Below are 16,697 nucleotides of genomic sequence, written 5' to 3'. Positions count from 1 at the left end.
GCGCGGGGCGGGCATGTGGAGCGGGCGCGCGGGGCGGGCATGTGGGCGGGGCGCGCTGGGCGGCATGTGCAGCGGGTGCGTGGCGCGTGGCGCGAGGGCGTGGCGCGAGGGCGTGGCGCGAGGGCGTGGCGCGTGCAGCGGGGTGCGTGGCGCGGGTGCGGGCGTCGGCCCTGGTCACCGCCGGTCCACCCGGGTCCGGAAAAAATCTCTGCGGATTCTCGGCCGGCGATGTCGAGAACGGGCGCGCGGCTCCGTCCCCGGTGTGAACGCGCCCCACAATGGGGTCGCACCAGCACCGAGGAGAACGACGATGGCCAAGTACCTCCTGCTCAAGCACTACCGCGGCGCTCCGACCCCGGTCAACGACGTCCCGATGGAGCAGTGGACGCCCGAGGAGATCTCCGCGCACATCCAGTTCATGCGCGACTTCGCCGACCGGCTGGAGCAGACCGGCGAGTTCGTCGACGGCCAGGCCCTGGCCCCGGAGGGCACGTGGGTCCGCTACGACGGCGAGGGGCGTCCGCCGGTCACGGACGGGCCGTTCGCCGAGACCAAGGACCTCATCGCCGGGTGGATGATCATCGACGTGGACACCTACGAGCGCGCCGTCGAGCTGGCCGGCGAGCTGTCGGCCGCGCCCGGTGCGGGCGGCAAGCCCATCCACGAGTGGCTGGAACTGCGCCCCTTCTACGCGGTCCCGCCCACCGTCACCGAATGACGTCGATCGACGAGGCCCTGATCCGGAGCCTCACCCCGACCGTGCTCGCGATCCTCGTCCGCCGCGGAGCCGACTTCGCGGCGGCCGAGGACGCCGTGCAGGACGCCTTGCTGGAAGCCGTCCGCACGTGGCCGACCGACCCGCCCCGCGACCCCAAGGGCTGGCTGGTGGCGGTGGCCTGGCGCCGTTTCCTGGACGCCACCCGAGCCGACAGCGCCCGCCGCCGCCGCGAGGACCACGTAGAGGCCGAGGTCGAACCCGGCCCCGCCTCCTCTGTCGACGACACCCTCCAGCTCTACTTCCTGTGCGCACACCCCTCCCTGACCCCGTCGTCGGCGGTCGCCCTGACGCTGCGCGCCGTGGGCGGCCTGTCCACCCGGCAGATCGCGCAGGCGTACCTCGTCCCTGAGGCGACGATGGCGCAGCGCATCAGCCGGGCCAAGCGCACCGTCTCGGGCGTGCGCCTGGACCAGCCCGGTGACGTGGCCACCGTGCTGCGCGTGCTGTACCTGGTCTTCAACGAGGGCTACACCGGCGACCTCGACCTGTCCGCCGAAGCCATCCGCCTGACCCGGCAGCTGGCGGCCGTCATCGACCACCCGGAGGTGGCGGGCCTGCTGGCCCTGATGCTCCTCCACCACGCCCGCCGCGCGAGCCGGACCGCCCCGGACGGCAGCCTCATCCCTCTTTCCCAGCAAGACCGAACCCGTTGGGACACCACCTCCATCGCCGAGGGCGTGGAGATCCTGCAAGCGGCCCTAGCTCGCGACCGGTTGGGCGAGTTCCAGGCCCAAGCCGCCATCGCCGCCCTCCACGCCGATGCCCAGACCGCCGCCGAGACCGACTGGGTCCAGATCGTCGAGTGGTACGACGAACTCCTGCGCCTGACGAACAGCCCGGTCGTCCGCCTCAACCGCGCCGTGGCGATAGGCGAGGCCGACGGTCCCCAGGCCGGCCTGGCCGAACTGGAAACCTGCGACCACACCCTCCCCCGCCACACCGCAGCCGCCGCCTACCTGCACGAACGCGCCGGCAACCTCCCCACCGCCGCCCGCCTGTACGCGGAGGCCGCCCACAAGGCCGCCAACCTCCCCGAACGCGCCCACCTGACCCGCCAAGCAGCCCGCCTCAACGCCACCACCCACCCCGACTAACCCCGCCGATCGCGCACCACCCACGCGACCTACCACCAGCCACCAGCCGCCAGCCACCAGCCGGGCGGTAGGTCCGCCAGCCGGGCGGTGGGTGCGCCGGCCGGGCGGTAGGTGCGCCGGCCGGGCGGTGGGTGCGCCGGCCGGGCGGTGGGTGCGCCGGCCGGGCGGTGGGTGCGCCGGTTCGCTGGCGGGTGCGCCGGCTCGGCGGCAGGTGCGTTGCCGCACGCGGGTCACAGCTGGCGGGCCGCGGCTCCCGGGCTGTGGCTCGCGGCTCGCGGGTTGCGGTGGTGTGTCGGCCCGCGCGGGCGTGGGTCGGCGGTTGTGGAGGTTTGCGGGTGGCCGTGCTCCTTTCGGTGTCAGGACCGGTCGGGGTGGAGGTCGGCGGCTCGTTCTGCCAATTGGCGGACTGTGGCCGGTGGCATTCCTTTCTCCAGTGCCAAGCGCAGCAGTCTGGCCAGGCGGTGGTCTGATTGGGCTTCCTGTGCCCTGTCCAGAGCGATGGCCGCGTAGGCGCCGTCGCCTCGGATGTAGGCCGAGAAAGCGAGCAGGGTCGCGGGTTCGGCGCGTTCCGGGAGGGGGCTGGCTCGGGTCAGTTCCGCCCAGAGGGTTTCGGCTTCCCTGGCGTGCTCGCCCACCGCGTACGACAGGCTCGCGTCGCGGACCACCAAGTCCGACAAGGCGAATGCCAGGGCTGCCACCTCGGCGTCCGTCAGCGGGCGTTTTCGGTCCCTGGCCCGGGTGATCTCGGCGTGGACCAGGGCGTGGTGGCGGCTGAGGGTCGTCGGGTCGTCGTAGGCCAGGGCCTGGTGTTCGGCCACCAAGCGGTCCAGGGCTCGGGAGCGGCGGGTCAGGACCTCCTCCGGGTCCGGGTTCAGGGTGTCGGCGAGGCTGTCGCGGTTCGGGTAGGTGATCAAGCCCTTCGCCACCGACATGGCGGCCAGCGCCGTCGTGGTCGGGTCGGGGACGGTGCCCTCGTCGCCCAGGTCGTGGTAGTTGAACCACGGGGCGTCCTTGGCGGTCGCCGGTGTCCAGATCGCGCACGCCACCGGCACGCCCACCTCGGCCAGCGAAGCCTCCACGTGCGCGACCAAGTGCTCCCGCGGCAGCCGTTCGGGAGGGTCGCCACGGCCGCCGCCGACGATCAGGGCCACGGCCCGGCGGCGGTTCGGGTACTGGACCAACGGCGCGGCCAGGTGGTCGGCGGCTCTGCGGTCGTGGATCGGCTCCGGCAGGTCGGCGCGCAGGGTCTGTTCCACGGTCTGGCCCACCAGCACCACAAGCACCACCGATTCGGTCGGGTGGAAGCCGATCAGGTGCGGCACGGCGGCGATCAGTTCGCCGGGAGTTCGCACGTCCCCGGCCACGTTCACGGAAGTGGTCATGACTCGACTGTGCCGACCGGGAAAAGAAAAAGCCGGCGGACGAGGAGGATCTGTGGACAACTTCGGCTTGTCACCCGATAGGGACCCCGAAAGTGAACGCCGCCCCGGTGCATAAAGGCAACCGGGGCGGCGTAAAGGAAGAAAAATCAGCAGTCAGGAGCCACGCGGCCGTCCGAGCCCGTGTACACGTAAGCGTCGGAGATGTAACCGGAACCGATGTTGTCCCACAGGTTCGTGGTGCCGTAAGTGCCGGTGATCGACTCCCCCACCGCCTGGCAGCGGATCGTCACCGTGGCCCCGTCCGCCACCGAACCGACGGCCGTGTAGTTCGTCCCCGGGCCGGAGCGGACGGTCAGGTTGGAGCCGCTGGTGTTGACCGTCCCGGTCGCGCCGCTGCACGAGTTGCGGCTGGTGTAGCTGCGGGTGCCCCAGTAGTAGGCCAGCGTCCCGTTGAACACGGCCTTCTGGTCCGCGCCGTTGAGCCGCTGTTCGTAGTGCAGGTGCGGCCCGGTGGAACCACCCGTGGTTCCGACGTTGCCGATCTGCTGCCCGATCCGCACGGTCTGCCCCACGGACACCCGCTGCGCGGACAGGTGCGCGTACCGGGTCCGCCAGCCACCGCCGTGGTCGATCTCGATCCACCGGCCGTAGCTGACGCTGCCCTCGTTCGCCACCCGGGTCACGGTGCCGCCCGCGGAGGCCACGACCGGGTCGCCGTCATCGTTGGTGCGGTTGAAGTCCACCGAGTTGGGCGGGCTGTGGTTGGTCCGGGTCTGCCCCTCCCAGACCTGCCCGCACGGGAACGGCAACTGGAAGGCCGGAGCCGCCACGGCCTCGCCCGCGGTGAGGGCGAGGCCGAAGAGCGGCGCGACGAGGGCGGTGACTAAGACGCGGCGCATCTGCCAACCTCCTTGACGACTGGGTGTGGTGATCGGACCACGCCCAGCCGCCTTAGTGGAAGTCTAACGAGATGCCAACTTCGTGAATTACTTCCTAACCAACCGATCGGCGCAACGCCGCCGCCCCACCGACCACGGGGAGTTCCACCGACGTCGAGGTCAGGTCGATGGACAGCCCCGCACCCGGCTTAGGCCGCAAGGTGTAGTCGTAATCGCTCGAGATCAGCACGAACTCGATCGTGTGACCCGCCTTCACGACGTAGTCCTGGGGTTCGAACTCCACCTCCACCCGGTACGTGTGACCAGGCGCGATGGGCTTGGTCCGGGACGGGTCCACCCGGTTCTGCGGGTCGGTCCAGCCCCGCGTCACGATGTGGCTCGTGCCGTCCGGCGCCCGGTCCACCAGCAGCGCGGTCACGTTGGCCGCGGGCCGGTCGAACGAGATCGCCAGGTCCACCCGGGCGACACCCGAAAGGCGTAGGTCGGCCGACGACACGCGAGTCGCGTACGACAGCCGGTTACCGGAGCTGGGCAGGTCCACCAGGTCCTCGGCGAGCTTGGACGAGTCGTCGCGCAAGGACTCCACGACCGCCTTGCCCGGAACGGCCGCGGACCGCAGCGCCCCCTTGGCCGAACCGCCGGCCCACGGGAACAGCCGCGCCGAGGACGTGCCCGGGGCGGGCCAGTCGGCCTCGTCGGTCCACGTCGTCTTGTCCTCGCGCTGGATGGTCGACTTCGGCTCCTTCTCCACGCCGTTGTCGATGCCGTACAGGTAGTGCGAGAACCACCGGTTGACCGTGCGCCGCCACTCGACCGACCGCAGCGTGTCGGGGTCGGTGTGCCCGGCCTGGTGCAGCCAGATCTTGTGCTCGACGCCGTGCTTCTTCAGCGCCTCGTACCACTGGTGCACGTGCTTGACCTTGACGTTCCAGTCGCTGAGGCCGTGCACGGCGAGCACCGCCGCCTTGACCTTCGAGGCGTCCTTGACGTAGTTCCGCTCTTCCCAGAACTCGCTGTAGTCACCGGTCACGCGGTCCTGCTTGCGGGCGATCTCGGCGATCACCGGCTTGCAGATCTCGCGGTCGGCGCGCGTGTAGACGTACTCGGCGAGCACGTCCAGGTCCTCGCCTTGGAACGTGCCGGGCGCGACCACGGTGCCGTCCGCGCGGTAGTAGTCGTACCAGGAGGAGATGGCCGCGATGGGCACGATGGCCTTGAGCCCCTCCACCCCGGTGGACGCCACGGCGTTGGGCAGGGTCCCGTTGTAGGACACGCCCATCATCGCGGTGTTGCCGGTGGTCCAGGTGGCCTTCACGTCGGCGCCGGCGGCGTCGCGGGCCGTGGCGCGGCCGTTGAGCCAGTCCACGACCGCCTTGGACCCGATGGTCTCGTTGCGCCCGCCCGAGGTCGGGCAGCCCGACGACTTGCCGGTGCCCAGCGACTCCGCGTACACCATCGCGAAGCCGCGCGAGATGAAGTAGTCCTCGTACCGACCGGACCGGATGGGACCGGCGTTGGGGCCGACGGCCGCGGCGATGCGCTCGTCGGCCTGTGCCTTGAGCACCGAGCCGTCGCGCTTGTCGTAACCGCCGTGCTTGTTGGGCACGTACAGCTCGACGTCGACGTTGTGGTTGGCCACGTCGTTGCCACCGGAGAAGTACGGGCTGTTGAAGAACACCACGGGGACCTTCAGCCCCCTGTCGGTGGCCTTCTGGCGCACCACCTCGGTGTACACCTCGTCGTCCCGCCCGTCCCGGTCGCTGTCGACCGGCGCGCGGACCCACACGGATTCCTTGACCACGTCCTTCGGGTCGAAGACGGGTTGCGCCTCGCCGTCCTTGAAGACCGGGCCTTCCGCGGCCGAAGCGACCGCGGGCAGCGCTCCCAGGGGCAGCGTCACCAGAGCCGCGAGCACCGCGGCTCTCCGAACACCCTTCACGGCAGTTCCCCCATCATGTCCACGACAGGTCCGTGCAGACCTTTCCCCTGTGACACAAGACGTGTCAAGTGGCCGTCAAGTCCACAGTGGACACTGTATCGACACCCGACGATCGGCGGCTTGACCAGCGCTGACAACGTGTGCAGACTCGCCCGCGCCATGCGTGAATTCATCGCCGCGCTGCCCAAGGTGGAGCTGCACGTCCACCTCGTCGGGTCAGCCTCCCTCGACACCGTCCTCACCCTCGCCCGCAGGCACCCGCACCGCGGCGTGCCCACCGACGAGGCCGAGCTCCGCGCGTTCTACGAGTTCACCGACTTCACCCACTTCATCGACGTCTACGCCAAGGTCAACGACCTGGTGACGACCGGCGACGACGTGGCCGCCCTGGTGGTGGGACTGGCCGAGGAGCAGGCGCGGCGCAACGTCCGGTACGCCGAGGTGACGGTGAGCGCGACCAGCCACCTGCGGGCCGGCATCGCGCCCGACGAGCTGGACGAGGCCCTGGCCTCCAGCCGGGCCGAAGCGTGGGAGAAGCACGGCGTCGACCTGGCGTGGGTGTTCGACGTTCCCGGCACGTGGGATCGGGACTTCGGCCTGACCAGCGCCCGCTACGCCGTGGATCACCGTCCGCCGGGCACCGTCGGGTTCGGACTGGGCGGGGCCGAGTCCGACGCGCCGCGCCGGGCGTTCCGGGAGGCGTTCGCGCGGGCCCGCGAGGCCGGGTTGCGGTCGGTCCCGCACGCGGGCGAGACCACCGGGCCGGACCAGGTCTGGGAGGCGCTGCGGGACCTGGGCGCGGAGCGGATCGGCCACGGCACCGCCGCCGTCCGCGACCCCGAGTTGCTGGCCCACCTGCGGGACAACGGGATCGTGCTGGAGGTGTGCCCGACCTCGAACCTGCGCACCGCCGCCGTCCGCGACCTCCGCGAGCACCCGCTGCCGAAGCTGCTCGAAGCCGGGGTCCCGGTGACCCTCGCGACCGACGACCCCGGCAGTTCCACACCGACCTGAACGCCGAATACCTGTTGTGCCACGAGGAGTTCGGCCTGGGCCGGGGCGAGCTGGCGGACCTGGCCCGCGCGGGCGTGCACGCCAGTTTCGCCTCACCGGAGCGGAAAGCCGAGATCCTCGCCGCGATCACCGCGGCGGAACAGGGATCCTGACCGATCGTGTGCGGACATCACCCATAAGTCCAAAGCATGGCTCTGCCGGCGGCAATAAGCTGACTCATGAGCTTGCGGCAGTTCGAGTACCTGGTCACGGTCGCGGAGGAGGGGTCCTTCACGCGGGCCGCCGAACTGCTGCACGTCACCCAGCCGGCGCTGTCGCACCAGATCAGGGCGCTGGAGGAGGCGGTGGGAACGCCGCTGCTGGACCGGCTCCCGCGCACCGTGCGGCTCACGCCGGCGGGTCGGGCCTGGCTGCCGTTCGCCCGGCAGGCCCTGGCCGGCGCGGAGCGGGCGGTGACGGCGGCCCGGCGCGCGGGCGGGCTGGAGTGCGGTGAGCTGCACGTGGCGACGTTGCACTCGGTGACCCTCGGGGTGCTGCCGCCGGTGCTGCGGGAGTGGCGGGCGCGGCACCCGGACGTGCGGATCAGGCTGTTCGAGCACCGGCACGGCGACGACCTGCGGGAGGCGATGACCGAGGGCCGGGCGGACGTGGCGGTCGGGCCGGAGCCGCCGAACTGGCCCGGGTTCGCGCACGTCCTCGGGGTGGAGGAGTTCGTGGTGGTGGTGCCGGCGGATTCGGGGCTGCGGTCGCCGGTGGACCTGCGGGTGTTCGCCGACGAGGGGTGGGTGCACTACGCGCCGGGCAACGGGCTGGCGGACCTGGTGGACGCGGTGTGCCGAGAGCGCGGGTTCCAGCCGTGGGCGCGCGTGCGGACCGAGCAGACGGCGGCGGCACCGGTGCTGGCGGCGGCCGGTCTCGGTCCGGCGCTGGTGCCGCGCAACGTGCTGCCGGAGGCGTTCGACGGGCTGGTGCTGCGCGTGGAGCCGCCGGTGCGGCGGACGTTGGTCGCCTATGGCCACAAGGAGCCCGACCCGTTGACCCGGGCGTTCATCGGGCTGCTGGGCGAGGCAGGATGTGTGCTGTGAGGCTGGTGATCCTGGGCGGTGGCGGGTTCCGGGTGCCCCTGGTGCACCGGGCGCTGGTGGGCGACGGGCTCGTGGACGAACTGGTCCTGCACGACGTGGACGCCGCGCGGCTGGACCGTGTGCGGGAAGTGCTGGGGCGGCCTCCGGCCCCCGCTTCCATTGTCCCACGGGGGACCGACAACCACGACGACGGCGAGGGAATTGTCGGTCCCCCGTGGGACAATGGACATCGGGGGCCGGAGGCCACGCACCAGCCTCGCGTGTGGGCGACCACCGATCTCGATGAGGCGTTGCGGGGCGCGGACTTCGTCTTTTCCGCCATTCGGGTTGGCGGGTTGGCCGGGCGGGCGATCGATGAGCAGGTCGCGCACGCGCACGGGGTGCTCGGGCAGGAAACCGTGGGCGCTGGCGGGATCGCATACGGGCTCCGAACCGTGCCGGTGGCGCGGGAAATAGCTCGGAAAGTCGCCGAAGTCGCCCCGCAGGCCTGGGTCATCAACTTCACCAACCCCGCCGGACTGATCACGGAGGCGATGGCCGAGCACCTCGGCGACCGGGTCATCGGCATCTGCGACTCCCCCTACGGCCTGTGCCGCCGCGTGGAACGAGCACTGCGAGTCGAGAACGCGCGGTTCGACTACTCCGGGCTCAACCACCTCGGCTGGCTGCAAGGCGTCTACACCGGGGAAGAGAACCTGCTACCCCGCCTGCTCGACAACCCGGAAGCGCTGCGGAGCTTCGAGGAAGGTCGGCTGTTCGGCGCGGAGTGGTTGCGGGCGTTGGGAGTCATCCCGAACGAGTACCTGCACTACTACTACGACACCCGCGAAGCGATGGGTGACGACCGGGGCGCGTTCCTGCTGCGCCAACAAAAACGGTTCTACGACGGCGAAGTCGACTGGGAGACCACCCGGCTCGAACGCGAAGCCACCTACATGAAGCAGGAGCGCGACTCACTCGAAGGCGGCGGCTACGAGCACGTGGCCCTGAAGCTCATGCACGCCATCGCCAACGACGAACGAGCCACGCTCATCCTCAACGTCCGCAACGGAAACACACTGTCCACACTAGACTCACAGGCCGTAGTAGAAGTGCCGTGCACGGTCGACAAGCACGGCGCGCAGCCGAACCCGGTCAGCCCCCTGCCCGACCACGCCGCCGGACTGGTGCAGACGATCAAAGCGATCGACCGGCTCGTCCTCGAAGGCACGTACCCCGCCGCGTTGCAGGCGTTCGGCCTGCACCCGCTCGTCGACTCCACCAAGACCGCGAAGAGCCTGCTGGACACCTACCTCGACCGCCACCCGGAGCTGGCCTACCTTAGGTGAGCCCGGCCCAGCGCGTCCGCCCGCCGGGTCGTCTCGGGCAGCCGCACCGAGCACAGCCGCAGCACCTCGACACACGCCCGGTCCAGGTCGATCCGGTGCCCCACGGACACGAACACGGGTTTCACCCCGGCCCGCGTCCGCAACGCCCGTCCTACCACCTCGCCGTCGTCCACCAGCTCGGTCCACGCGCCCCGCTCGTCGGACGGCATCTCGAAGTGCCCCATCGGCGTCTTCGCCACCCCGACGCTCGGCAGGTCGGTCAGCACCCCGATGTGGCAGGCCAGCCCGAACCGGCGCGGGTGCGCGAGCCCCTGCCCGTCGCACACCAGCAGGTCCGGGCGCACGGTCAGCCGGTCCAGGGCCTCCAGCAGCGTCGGCAGCTCGCGGAAAGCGAACAGTCCGGGCACGTAGGGGAAGTCGGCGACACCGGCCACCACCGCCGTGTCCACGGTCTCCAGCGTCACCGCGTCCAGCACCACCACCGCCCCGACCACCCGGTCGTCGTCGGCGTAGGCGACGTCCAGCCCGGCCACGTGCCGCACGGTGAACCCCGGATCGGTCTCCGGACGCACGAGAACCCGCAGCCGCTCCTGTTCGGCGACGGCCTCCTCCGGTGTCACTCGTGCCTCACCGCCGCCCGGTGCGCGGCCAGCAGGTCGTCGCCGAAGTCGCCGGACCGCCTGCGCCACACCGTGTGCGCGTGGTTGGCGTCGTTGGCCGTGTTGTCGTACTCGATCAACAGCTCGGGACCCTGGATGCGGTAGTAGTGGCCGGCGCCGCGCGACGCCGAGCCCTGCCACGCGAAGTGCAGCCGGTCCAGGTCGAGCTGGTCAAACTCCTCGTCGGCGAGGTCGCTGTGCAGGCGGTCCAGGTAGTAGCGGACCAGGCCCACCAGCAGGCCGCGCGAGGCCCGGTCCAGCTGCGCCGGCGTCACGCCCTGCGGCTCGATGTCGCCGATCGTGGAGTCGTTGCCGGTGTAGAGGTCCGGTGGCGGCTGGTCGGACACCACGGCCAAGCCGCGTGCGGTGCGGCCCATGCGGTCAAGCAGTTCGCGGGCCAGTTCCTCCTCCAGCCGCAGCGGCTGCGACACCGTCCGGCCCCGGTAGGTCACCCGCGCCGGGTTCGCGCCCAGGAAGAACGGCGTGGCCGACACGCGGCCGTCGGCGACCACCACGCTCACCGACAGGTGGTGGCCCTCGACGCGCCAGCCCCACGGCTCGTCGGAGCCCGGTTCGCCGAGCAGGACGGTCCAGTAGTCGCCCTGGTGCCGGTCGCGGCGCCCGGCTTCGCGGTCGTCCAGCACGTCCTCCAATGCCATCACGCTCACGGTCTGCGCGTAGGCGTGCGGGCTGAGGACGCACGCCAGCAGCCCGTGCACGGCCTTGCGCTGGGTGCGGTCGAGATCGCCGAGGACCAGCCCGGGACGCGGGCCGGGCGTGTAGGCCCAGGTGCGGCGCAGGTCGTCGTCGGCGACGTCCCGCACCGCCGCCGCGCGCTGCCCCTCGTCGAGCAGGTCGAGGAAGCGGCGGGTGGCCTCGGCGATCTCGTGCAGCATCACTCGAACTTATCTGCCCTCAGATCGCGCAGCAGCAGGTGGCAGTCCTTGATCGAACCGGAGGTGTCGCCCAGGGACCGGTAGATGCCCCACTTGGGGCGCAGCCGGTCGCCCAGCCACGTGTCCACGCCGGTGCGGGTCTTGTCCAGCACGGTCGTGCCACCGCTGCGCAGGATCCACCGGACGCGGCCGGACGAGCCGTCGCCCACGCCGATCTCGACCACGGTGTCGATCCACTTGTTGTGCAGCGGAGCCAGGTCGGTGTTGCCGACCAGCACGTTGCCCTCGAAGACCTTGAACTCGATCTTCTGCACCCCGTTGGTGCGCCGCAGCGACATCACGGTCACTGGGGACGTTCCCACACCGGGCATCTTGGTCTGCATGATGTGCGTGAACGTGGTTGTCGCCTGAAGGGTGCTGGGGATGTACATGGAGTACCTGAAGCGCCATGTCTCGCCCTTGTAGATGTTCACGTTCGCGCCGTTGGTGCGCATACCGGCGACTTCGTTGCGCTGCCGGTCCGTGGACGTGTCGCGGTCCCGCGTGTGCATGTCGAACCGGTAGTCCGTGCCCTGCATGTAGATGTGCTTGACGCCGGGGTGCGAGTCCGCACGGTCGTCCTCGATGCTCTCGAACCCGCTCAGGCCCGTAGGGCTCCACTTGAGGCGCCACGTGGCCGCGTGTGCCACCCCACCTCCTATGAGCAGCGGCGATGCCGCGAGACCGGCCAGCACTGAACGACGGGTGACTTCCACGTCGTCTCCTTCCACCACGAAGACACGCGGCGGTTTGGCAAGCTTGTTACCAAAGGGGGCGAGTTGACAAGAGCATTCCGACGATTTTGGGCCGCGGACACGGTGTCGCTGGTCGGCACGCACATCACGACGCTGGCGCTGGGGTTCCTGGCGATGGACGACCTGGCCGCGTCCGACTTCGAGGTCGGGCTGCTGCGCGCGGCCCCGTGGGTGCCGTACCTGCTGTTCGGCCTGCTGGCGGGCGTGGTGGTGGACCGGTACCGGCGGCGGCCGATCCTGGTCGGGGCGGACCTGGCGCGCTTCGTCGTGCTGGGCCTGGTGCCGGTGCTGCACGCGGCCGGCGCGCTGACCCCGCCCGTGCTGTACGTGCTGGTCACGGTGTTCGGCGCGCTGTCGCTGGTGTACGACGCGGCACACCAGTCGTTCCTGCCCAAACTGGTGCCGGCGACCTGGCTGACCACCGCCAACGCCCGCATGGAGCAGACCCGGGCGACGGCCCAGTCCGCCGGGCCGACCGTCGGGGGCTGGCTGGTCACGGCCGTGGGCGCGCCGCTGGCGATCCTGGTGGACGCGGTGTCGTACCTGGTGTCGGGGCTGGTGCTGGCCACCATCCGGGTGGACGAGGAGGTCGTGCCGCCCGAACGCCGGAACCTGCGCCGTGAGCTCCGCGAAGGCCTGGCGTGGGTGTACCGGCACCCGGTCCTGCGCCCGCTGGCGGTCACGTCGCACGCGTGGTTCCTGTTCACCGGGCTGGCGGCGACGGTGTTCCTGCTGTTCGGGCACGACGTGCTGGGGTTCTCGGCGTTCGAGCTGGGCATCGCGTTCGCGGTGGGCGGGGTGGGGACGGTGGTCGGCGCGTCCCTGTCCGACCGGGTGGTGGCCGTGCTGGGCGGTCCGGGCGGGGCGATCGTGCTGGGCCGGTGGCTGACGCCGGTGGCCTACGCGCTGGTCCCGTTCGCGGACTCGACGGTGACGGGCCTGGTCCTGTTGTCGGCCGCGCAACTGCTGTGGGGCTTCGGCGTGGGCGTGGACAGCCCGCCGGAGATGGGCTACCGGCAGGCCATCACGCCCGACCACCTCCAGGGCCGGATGAACGCCACGATCCGCTCGCTGAACCGGGCCATGATCGTGGTCGGCGCGCCGCTGGGCGGCCTGCTGGCGGGCTGGCTCGGGCACCGCGCGGCGCTGTGGGTGGCCGTGGCGGGCCTGGTGGCGCAGGCGGTGGTGGTCACCCGCTCCCCGGTCCGCACGGCCCGCGCACCGCACTAGGGCCAGGGGTTCAGCTCCGGCCGCGTCCCGGTGACCTCGCCCAGCGGCTCGCGCCCGGCCAGCCACAGCACGAGGTCGGTGGCCTCGCCGCGCAGCTCGTGCGGCTCGCCCGCGCCGATCGTCCACTTGCGACCCGGCGACACCAGGGCGAGCTGGACGCCGTCCGGGACGCGCTTGGCCAGGAAGTCCACCGCGTGCTCGCAGAAGTCGGGCTCGAAGGTGACCGGCCCGAGTCCCAGGTCGAAGGTGTGGATCTCGACCTCGCGCCACACGGCGTACGCGGTGTCCTCCATCGTGCCGTCGCGGTAGCCGACCGGGGTGGACCAGTCCTGGACACCCTCCCAGGCCTTCTCCAGCCGTGCGACGGCCTGTGCGATCGCCTCCCGGTGCTCGGCGACCGAACGCCCGGCCCGTTGTTCGATCACCGCGTCCCGTCCGGCGCGGCCACCGGGGTAGGGCTCCAGCTTGGCGCCCTCGTTCTCGGCCTGCCGCGCCATCGCCTCGGTCACGCCCTCGACGTGCGCCAGGACGTGACCCCGCGTCCAGCCCGGCAGCACGGACGGCTCGCGCGCCTGGTCGTCGGTCACGTCGGCGACCAGCTCGGCGAGGCGGCGGTGCGCGGCCAGGGCGGCGGCGGTGATCGTCACAACTTCCCCCTAATGGAACGAGTGCGTTAACCCGTTAGGCAACCTAGCGGGTCGCCGCCCCGAAGTCCATTAGGATGAGCAGGATGAACCGCGCGCTGGAGTTCGCCGCCACGATCCGGCACGACGGACACGGCGGCCTGGAAGACACCCTGCCCACCGTGGCCGCGCTGGAGGCGTGGTCCGGCATGCCCGCCACCGAGGCGCTCCTGCACCAGGTCCACGACCTGCGCTGGGCGGTGCGCTCCCTGCTGGCCCACGCGTCCGCCGCCGGCACCCGCGTGGACACCCCCTACCTGCGTCCGCTGGAGGAGGCCCTGGCCCGGATCAACGCCGCCGCAGCCGCCGCCCCCAGGGCCGCCGAACTCCGCTGGGGCACCCCGCCGACCCTCCACCACGTCGACTCGGCCACGCCCGGCGAACGCCTGCTGGCCGACCTGGCGACCGACACGATGGAACTCCTGGCCGGCGACCAGAGCCCCGACCTGCGCGCCTGCCCGTCCCCCCGCTGCATCCGCTTCTTCGTCCGCACGCACCCCAAGCAGCAGTGGTGCAAGCCCTCCTGCGGCAACCGGGCCCGGGTGAGCCGCCACTACCACCGCACCCGCGACTGACGGGTGCGGTGGGCGGGCGGTCAGCCCTGGACGATGTAGGCGGTCAGCTGGTCCTGGTCCTCTTCCAGTTGGCTGATGCGGCTCTTCACCACGTCGCCGATGCTCACGATGCCGACCAGCTCCCCGTCCGACACCACCGGCACGTGGCGGATGCGGCGTTGGGTCATCAGGACCGACAGGCTCTCCACCGAGTCCTTCGGCGAACAGGTGTGGACCTCGGCAGTCATGATCTCCTCGACCGGGTCCTCCAACAGGGCCGGTCCCCGGTCGTGCAGCCGGCGCACGACGTCCCGCTCCGACACGATCCCCGCGATGCCGTCCGGTCCCACGACGACCATCGCACCCACGTTGTGCTCGGCCAGCGCGGCTACCAGCTCCGCCACCGACGCTCTGGTCCCGACCGTCGCGACGGCCGAACCCTTGGTCCGCAGGACGTCAGCGATCCTCATGTGGCGCCTCCCTGATCCGAGCCAGATCCGGTGCTACCCGCCTCAGGCTAGTTCGCCCGGCGCTCGAACGGCAGATCATGCGCCCGATGGGACCACCGCAATTGTGCGGCCGACGCGGTGATACCGAGCGCCGTGACCACGAGCAACGCGATGAGCGCAGGGGTGAATGCGCCGATCGCCGCAGCCAGCGCCGGTCCGGCCGAGAAGCCCAGCGTGCGCAGCAGGGAGGTCAGGCCGCCGGACGTGCCGACCAGGTCCGGCGGGGTCTCGGCCAGGATCGCGGCGGCGTTGGGGCCCGCGAACAGGCCGTGCCCGACGCCCAGCACCGCCAGCCGCCAGACCAGGTCCGCGGTCGGGGTCGTGGCGTCCACGGGCAGCAGCAAGGCCGTGCCGACCAGGGCGACCACCGCGCCGACCGCCGCCACCGGGCGCGCGCCGAACCGGTCCGCCAGCACGCCCGCGATCGGCGAGAACACCGCCATGCCCGCCGACATCGACAGCACCGCCACGCCGATGACGACCGCGGGCCGGTCGGCGATCAGGTAGGGGACGGCGAAGTTCAGCGCGGCGATGCCCACGATGATCAGCGGCATCGACACCAGGGCCAGGCTCAGCCGGGGCCGGCGCAGCATGTCCCGCACCGGCCGCGCCTCCGGCAGCCGCAGCCACACCACGAGCGCCAACACCGTCACCGGCAGCAGGTACACGTGCACGAACAACGCCGTCGCCCCGACACCGACGACCGCCGCCTCCAGCAGCAAACGTTTGCCGGGCCACGGCAGCCCGCGCTCGGACCGCGCGATGGTCCGCAGCCCGACCACCACGGCCACCAGCACGACCGGCACGTTGATGAGGAACACCGACCGCCACCCGAACGCGTCGGTCAGCACCCCGCCCAGCGCCGGCCCCGCGACCCCGCTCAACGGGATCAGCGTCAGCACCAGGCCCATCGCCCGCCCCCGGTGCCGCGGGTGGACCACCGCGCTGATCACCGGCATGGTCACCGCGCCGATCAACGCGCTGAACACGCCCTGCGCCGCCCGGCCCGCCAGCACCAGCTCCGCGGTCGGGGCCAGCGCGATCGCCAGACTGGCCACACCGAACCCGACCACCGACAGCAGGAACGCGGGCCGGTGCCCAGCGCGGTCCAGCCACCGCCCGGCCGGGATGCTCAACGCCACCATCGGCAGGTTGTAGGCGTGCAGCACCCATTGGGTCACGGTCGGTCCCGCACCCAGGTCCTCCCCCATCAGCGGCAACGCCACCACCACGGCGGTCAGGTCCAGCGCCGCGAGCACCACGGACAGGGCCACCGCCACCACCGCGCCCCAGCGGGTCATGCGCGCACCAACGCGGTCAGCAGGTCGGCCAGGGCCGTGCGCAGGTCGTGGTCGAGCAGGCGGCCGTGCTCGTCGAACCGGCGGACCGCGTGCCCCACCGCCACCTCACCGGGCACCACCAGCGCTCCGGACGCGGCCAGCACGCGGCGTGCGTCGGCCTGCGCGGAGATCGCGCCGCGCGGACCAGGGCTCGCGCCCACCACTCCGGCGGGCTTGCCGGTCAGCGCACCAGCGCCGTACGGGCGGGACGCCCAGTCGAGTGCGTTTTTCAGCTGTCCGGGGAGGGAGTTGTTGTACTCGGGGGTCGCGATGAGCACCGCGTGGGCCTCGGCGACGGCCTTGCGCAGCCCGGTGACGGCTTCGCCCGGCGCCTCCTCGGCGTCCTCGTCGAACGGGGGCACGGCGGCCAGGTCGTCCCACACCACCAGTTCCGCGCCGGGCGGCAGCTCGTGGCGGGCGGCGGCGAGGAGCCTGCGGTTGAACGACTCCGCGCGCAGGCTGCCCGCGATGCCCAGGATCGTGATCGTCATGGACAAGACGGTCGGTCTAAGG

Annotated in this window: 18 protein-coding genes; 8 read left to right on the top strand and 10 right to left on the bottom strand. The window is 71.6% G+C overall.

The annotated features are described in order from the left end of the window. Positions 1–310: 310 nt before the first annotated feature. Both WBN91_RS09930 and WBN91_RS09925 read left to right on the top strand, forming a co-directional pair. Positions 311–718 (top strand): YciI family protein, encoded by a 408-nt coding sequence (locus tag WBN91_RS09930; protein ID WP_337726920.1) that lies wholly within the window; start codon positions 311–313, stop codon positions 716–718. Positions 719–723: 5 nt separating this feature from the next. Beyond that, positions 724–1,872, top strand: coding sequence for an RNA polymerase sigma factor (locus WBN91_RS09925; protein WP_337726947.1), 1,149 nt, complete (start codon positions 724–726; stop codon positions 1,870–1,872). A gap of 356 nt (positions 1,873–2,228) precedes the next feature. On the opposite strand, the gene WBN91_RS09920 is transcribed toward WBN91_RS09925, so the two are convergent. The 3 genes from WBN91_RS09920 to WBN91_RS09910 form a co-directional block, all read right to left on the bottom strand. Then, positions 2,229–3,254, bottom strand: coding sequence for a DUF4192 domain-containing protein (locus WBN91_RS09920; protein WP_337726921.1), 1,026 nt, complete (start codon positions 3,252–3,254; stop codon positions 2,229–2,231). 146 nt (positions 3,255–3,400) lie between these two features. Beyond that, on the bottom strand, positions 3,401–4,153 hold the full coding sequence (locus WBN91_RS09915) for a peptidoglycan DD-metalloendopeptidase family protein (protein WP_337726922.1): 753 nt from the start codon (positions 4,151–4,153) through the stop codon (positions 3,401–3,403). Positions 4,154–4,247: 94 nt separating this feature from the next. Next, on the bottom strand, positions 4,248–6,092 hold the full coding sequence (locus tag WBN91_RS09910; RefSeq protein WP_337726923.1) for a Xaa-Pro dipeptidyl-peptidase: 1,845 nt from the start codon (positions 6,090–6,092) through the stop codon (positions 4,248–4,250). 120 nt (positions 6,093–6,212) lie between these two features. Between WBN91_RS09910 and add the strand changes: the two genes are divergently transcribed. The 4 genes from add (at position 6,213) to WBN91_RS09890 (ending at position 9,519) form a co-directional block, all read left to right on the top strand. After that, on the top strand, positions 6,213–7,106 hold the full coding sequence (gene add / locus WBN91_RS09905) for an adenosine deaminase (protein ID WP_337726924.1): 894 nt from the start codon (positions 6,213–6,215) through the stop codon (positions 7,104–7,106). Positions 7,107–7,120: 14 nt separating this feature from the next. Beyond that, the gene (locus WBN91_RS09900; protein WP_337726925.1) at positions 7,121–7,258 is read left to right on the top strand and encodes a hypothetical protein; all 138 of its coding nucleotides are present in this window, start codon (positions 7,121–7,123) and stop codon (positions 7,256–7,258) included. Between the two features lie 66 nt (positions 7,259–7,324). Beyond that, positions 7,325–8,191, top strand: a complete 867-nt coding sequence (locus WBN91_RS09895; protein WP_337726926.1) for a LysR family transcriptional regulator — start codon at positions 7,325–7,327, stop codon at positions 8,189–8,191. Next, positions 8,188–9,519, top strand: a complete 1,332-nt coding sequence (locus WBN91_RS09890) for a family 4 glycosyl hydrolase (protein WP_337726927.1) — start codon at positions 8,188–8,190, stop codon at positions 9,517–9,519. Before WBN91_RS09895 ends, WBN91_RS09890 begins: the two co-directional genes overlap by 4 nt. Here WBN91_RS09890 and WBN91_RS09885 read toward each other — a convergent pair. The 3 genes from WBN91_RS09885 to WBN91_RS09875 are packed head-to-tail and all read right to left on the bottom strand — an operon-like array spanning position 9,507 to position 11,829. After that, entirely contained in the window at positions 9,507–10,139 is a 633-nt protein-coding gene (locus tag WBN91_RS09885) for an endonuclease V (RefSeq protein ID WP_337726928.1), read from the bottom strand. The genes WBN91_RS09890 and WBN91_RS09885 overlap by 13 nt on opposite strands. Continuing rightward, positions 10,136–11,074, bottom strand: a complete 939-nt coding sequence (locus WBN91_RS09880) for a DUF3500 domain-containing protein (RefSeq protein ID WP_337726929.1) — start codon at positions 11,072–11,074, stop codon at positions 10,136–10,138. Before WBN91_RS09880 ends, WBN91_RS09885 begins: the two co-directional genes overlap by 4 nt. Then, positions 11,074–11,829: a heparin lyase I family protein gene (locus tag WBN91_RS09875; protein WP_337726930.1), complete on the bottom strand. Its 756-nt coding sequence runs from the start codon at positions 11,827–11,829 to the stop codon at positions 11,074–11,076. Before WBN91_RS09875 ends, WBN91_RS09880 begins: the two co-directional genes overlap by 1 nt. Before the next feature lie 63 nt (positions 11,830–11,892). Between WBN91_RS09875 and WBN91_RS09870 the strand changes: the two genes are divergently transcribed. Beyond that, positions 11,893–13,098, top strand: coding sequence for an MFS transporter (locus tag WBN91_RS09870; protein ID WP_337726931.1), 1,206 nt, complete (start codon positions 11,893–11,895; stop codon positions 13,096–13,098). Here the strand turns inward: WBN91_RS09870 and WBN91_RS09865 are convergent. Continuing rightward, positions 13,095–13,745 (bottom strand): maleylpyruvate isomerase family mycothiol-dependent enzyme, encoded by a 651-nt coding sequence (locus WBN91_RS09865; RefSeq protein ID WP_337726932.1) that lies wholly within the window; start codon positions 13,743–13,745, stop codon positions 13,095–13,097. The genes WBN91_RS09870 and WBN91_RS09865 overlap by 4 nt on opposite strands. A gap of 83 nt (positions 13,746–13,828) precedes the next feature. Between WBN91_RS09865 and WBN91_RS09860 the strand changes: the two genes are divergently transcribed. Continuing rightward, positions 13,829–14,356 (top strand): CGNR zinc finger domain-containing protein, encoded by a 528-nt coding sequence (locus tag WBN91_RS09860; RefSeq protein ID WP_337726933.1) that lies wholly within the window; start codon positions 13,829–13,831, stop codon positions 14,354–14,356. Positions 14,357–14,376: 20 nt separating this feature from the next. Here the strand turns inward: WBN91_RS09860 and WBN91_RS09855 are convergent, their stop codons facing one another. The 3 genes from WBN91_RS09855 to WBN91_RS09845 are packed head-to-tail and all read right to left on the bottom strand — an operon-like array spanning position 14,377 to position 16,675. After that, on the bottom strand, positions 14,377–14,805 hold the full coding sequence (locus tag WBN91_RS09855) for a CBS domain-containing protein (protein WP_337726934.1): 429 nt from the start codon (positions 14,803–14,805) through the stop codon (positions 14,377–14,379). Between the two features lie 47 nt (positions 14,806–14,852). Continuing rightward, positions 14,853–16,145, bottom strand: a complete 1,293-nt coding sequence (locus tag WBN91_RS09850; protein ID WP_337726935.1) for an MFS transporter — start codon at positions 16,143–16,145, stop codon at positions 14,853–14,855. After that, complete coding sequence (locus WBN91_RS09845; protein ID WP_337726936.1) at positions 16,142–16,675, bottom strand: NADPH-dependent FMN reductase; 534 nt, start codon at positions 16,673–16,675, stop codon at positions 16,142–16,144. The genes WBN91_RS09850 and WBN91_RS09845 overlap by 4 nt, the downstream gene beginning before the upstream one ends. Between the last annotated feature and the right edge of the window lie 22 nt (positions 16,676–16,697).

Origin of the sequence: Saccharothrix sp. CCNWYY140 (assembly GCF_037401995.1) — a bacterium.
Taxonomy (GTDB): Bacteria; Actinomycetota; Actinomycetes; order Mycobacteriales; family Pseudonocardiaceae; genus Actinosynnema.
The sequence above is the reverse complement of the archived record's forward strand: the minus strand, read 5'-3'. Positions and strand labels throughout refer to the sequence as shown.

Bases quoted from the DNA above. Each gene is read 5' to 3' on its own strand.
- WBN91_RS09845 (WP_337726936.1), bottom strand. From the start codon at position 16,675: ATGACGATCACGATCCTGGGCATCGCGGGCAGCCTGCGCGCGGAGTCG.
- WBN91_RS09915 (WP_337726922.1), bottom strand. From the start codon at position 4,153: ATGCGCCGCGTCTTAGTCACCGCCCTCGTCGCGCCGCTCTTCGGCCTC.
- WBN91_RS09855 (WP_337726934.1), bottom strand. From the start codon at position 14,805: ATGAGGATCGCTGACGTCCTGCGGACCAAGGGTTCGGCCGTCGCGACG.
- WBN91_RS09850 (WP_337726935.1), bottom strand. From the start codon at position 16,145: ATGACCCGCTGGGGCGCGGTGGTGGCGGTGGCCCTGTCCGTGGTGCTC.
- WBN91_RS09895 (WP_337726926.1), top strand. From the start codon at position 7,325: ATGAGCTTGCGGCAGTTCGAGTACCTGGTCACGGTCGCGGAGGAGGGG.
- WBN91_RS09880 (WP_337726929.1), bottom strand. From the start codon at position 11,074: ATGCTGCACGAGATCGCCGAGGCCACCCGCCGCTTCCTCGACCTGCTC.
- WBN91_RS09930 (WP_337726920.1), top strand. From the start codon at position 311: ATGGCCAAGTACCTCCTGCTCAAGCACTACCGCGGCGCTCCGACCCCG.
- WBN91_RS09860 (WP_337726933.1), top strand. From the start codon at position 13,829: ATGAACCGCGCGCTGGAGTTCGCCGCCACGATCCGGCACGACGGACAC.
- WBN91_RS09920 (WP_337726921.1), bottom strand. From the start codon at position 3,254: ATGACCACTTCCGTGAACGTGGCCGGGGACGTGCGAACTCCCGGCGAA.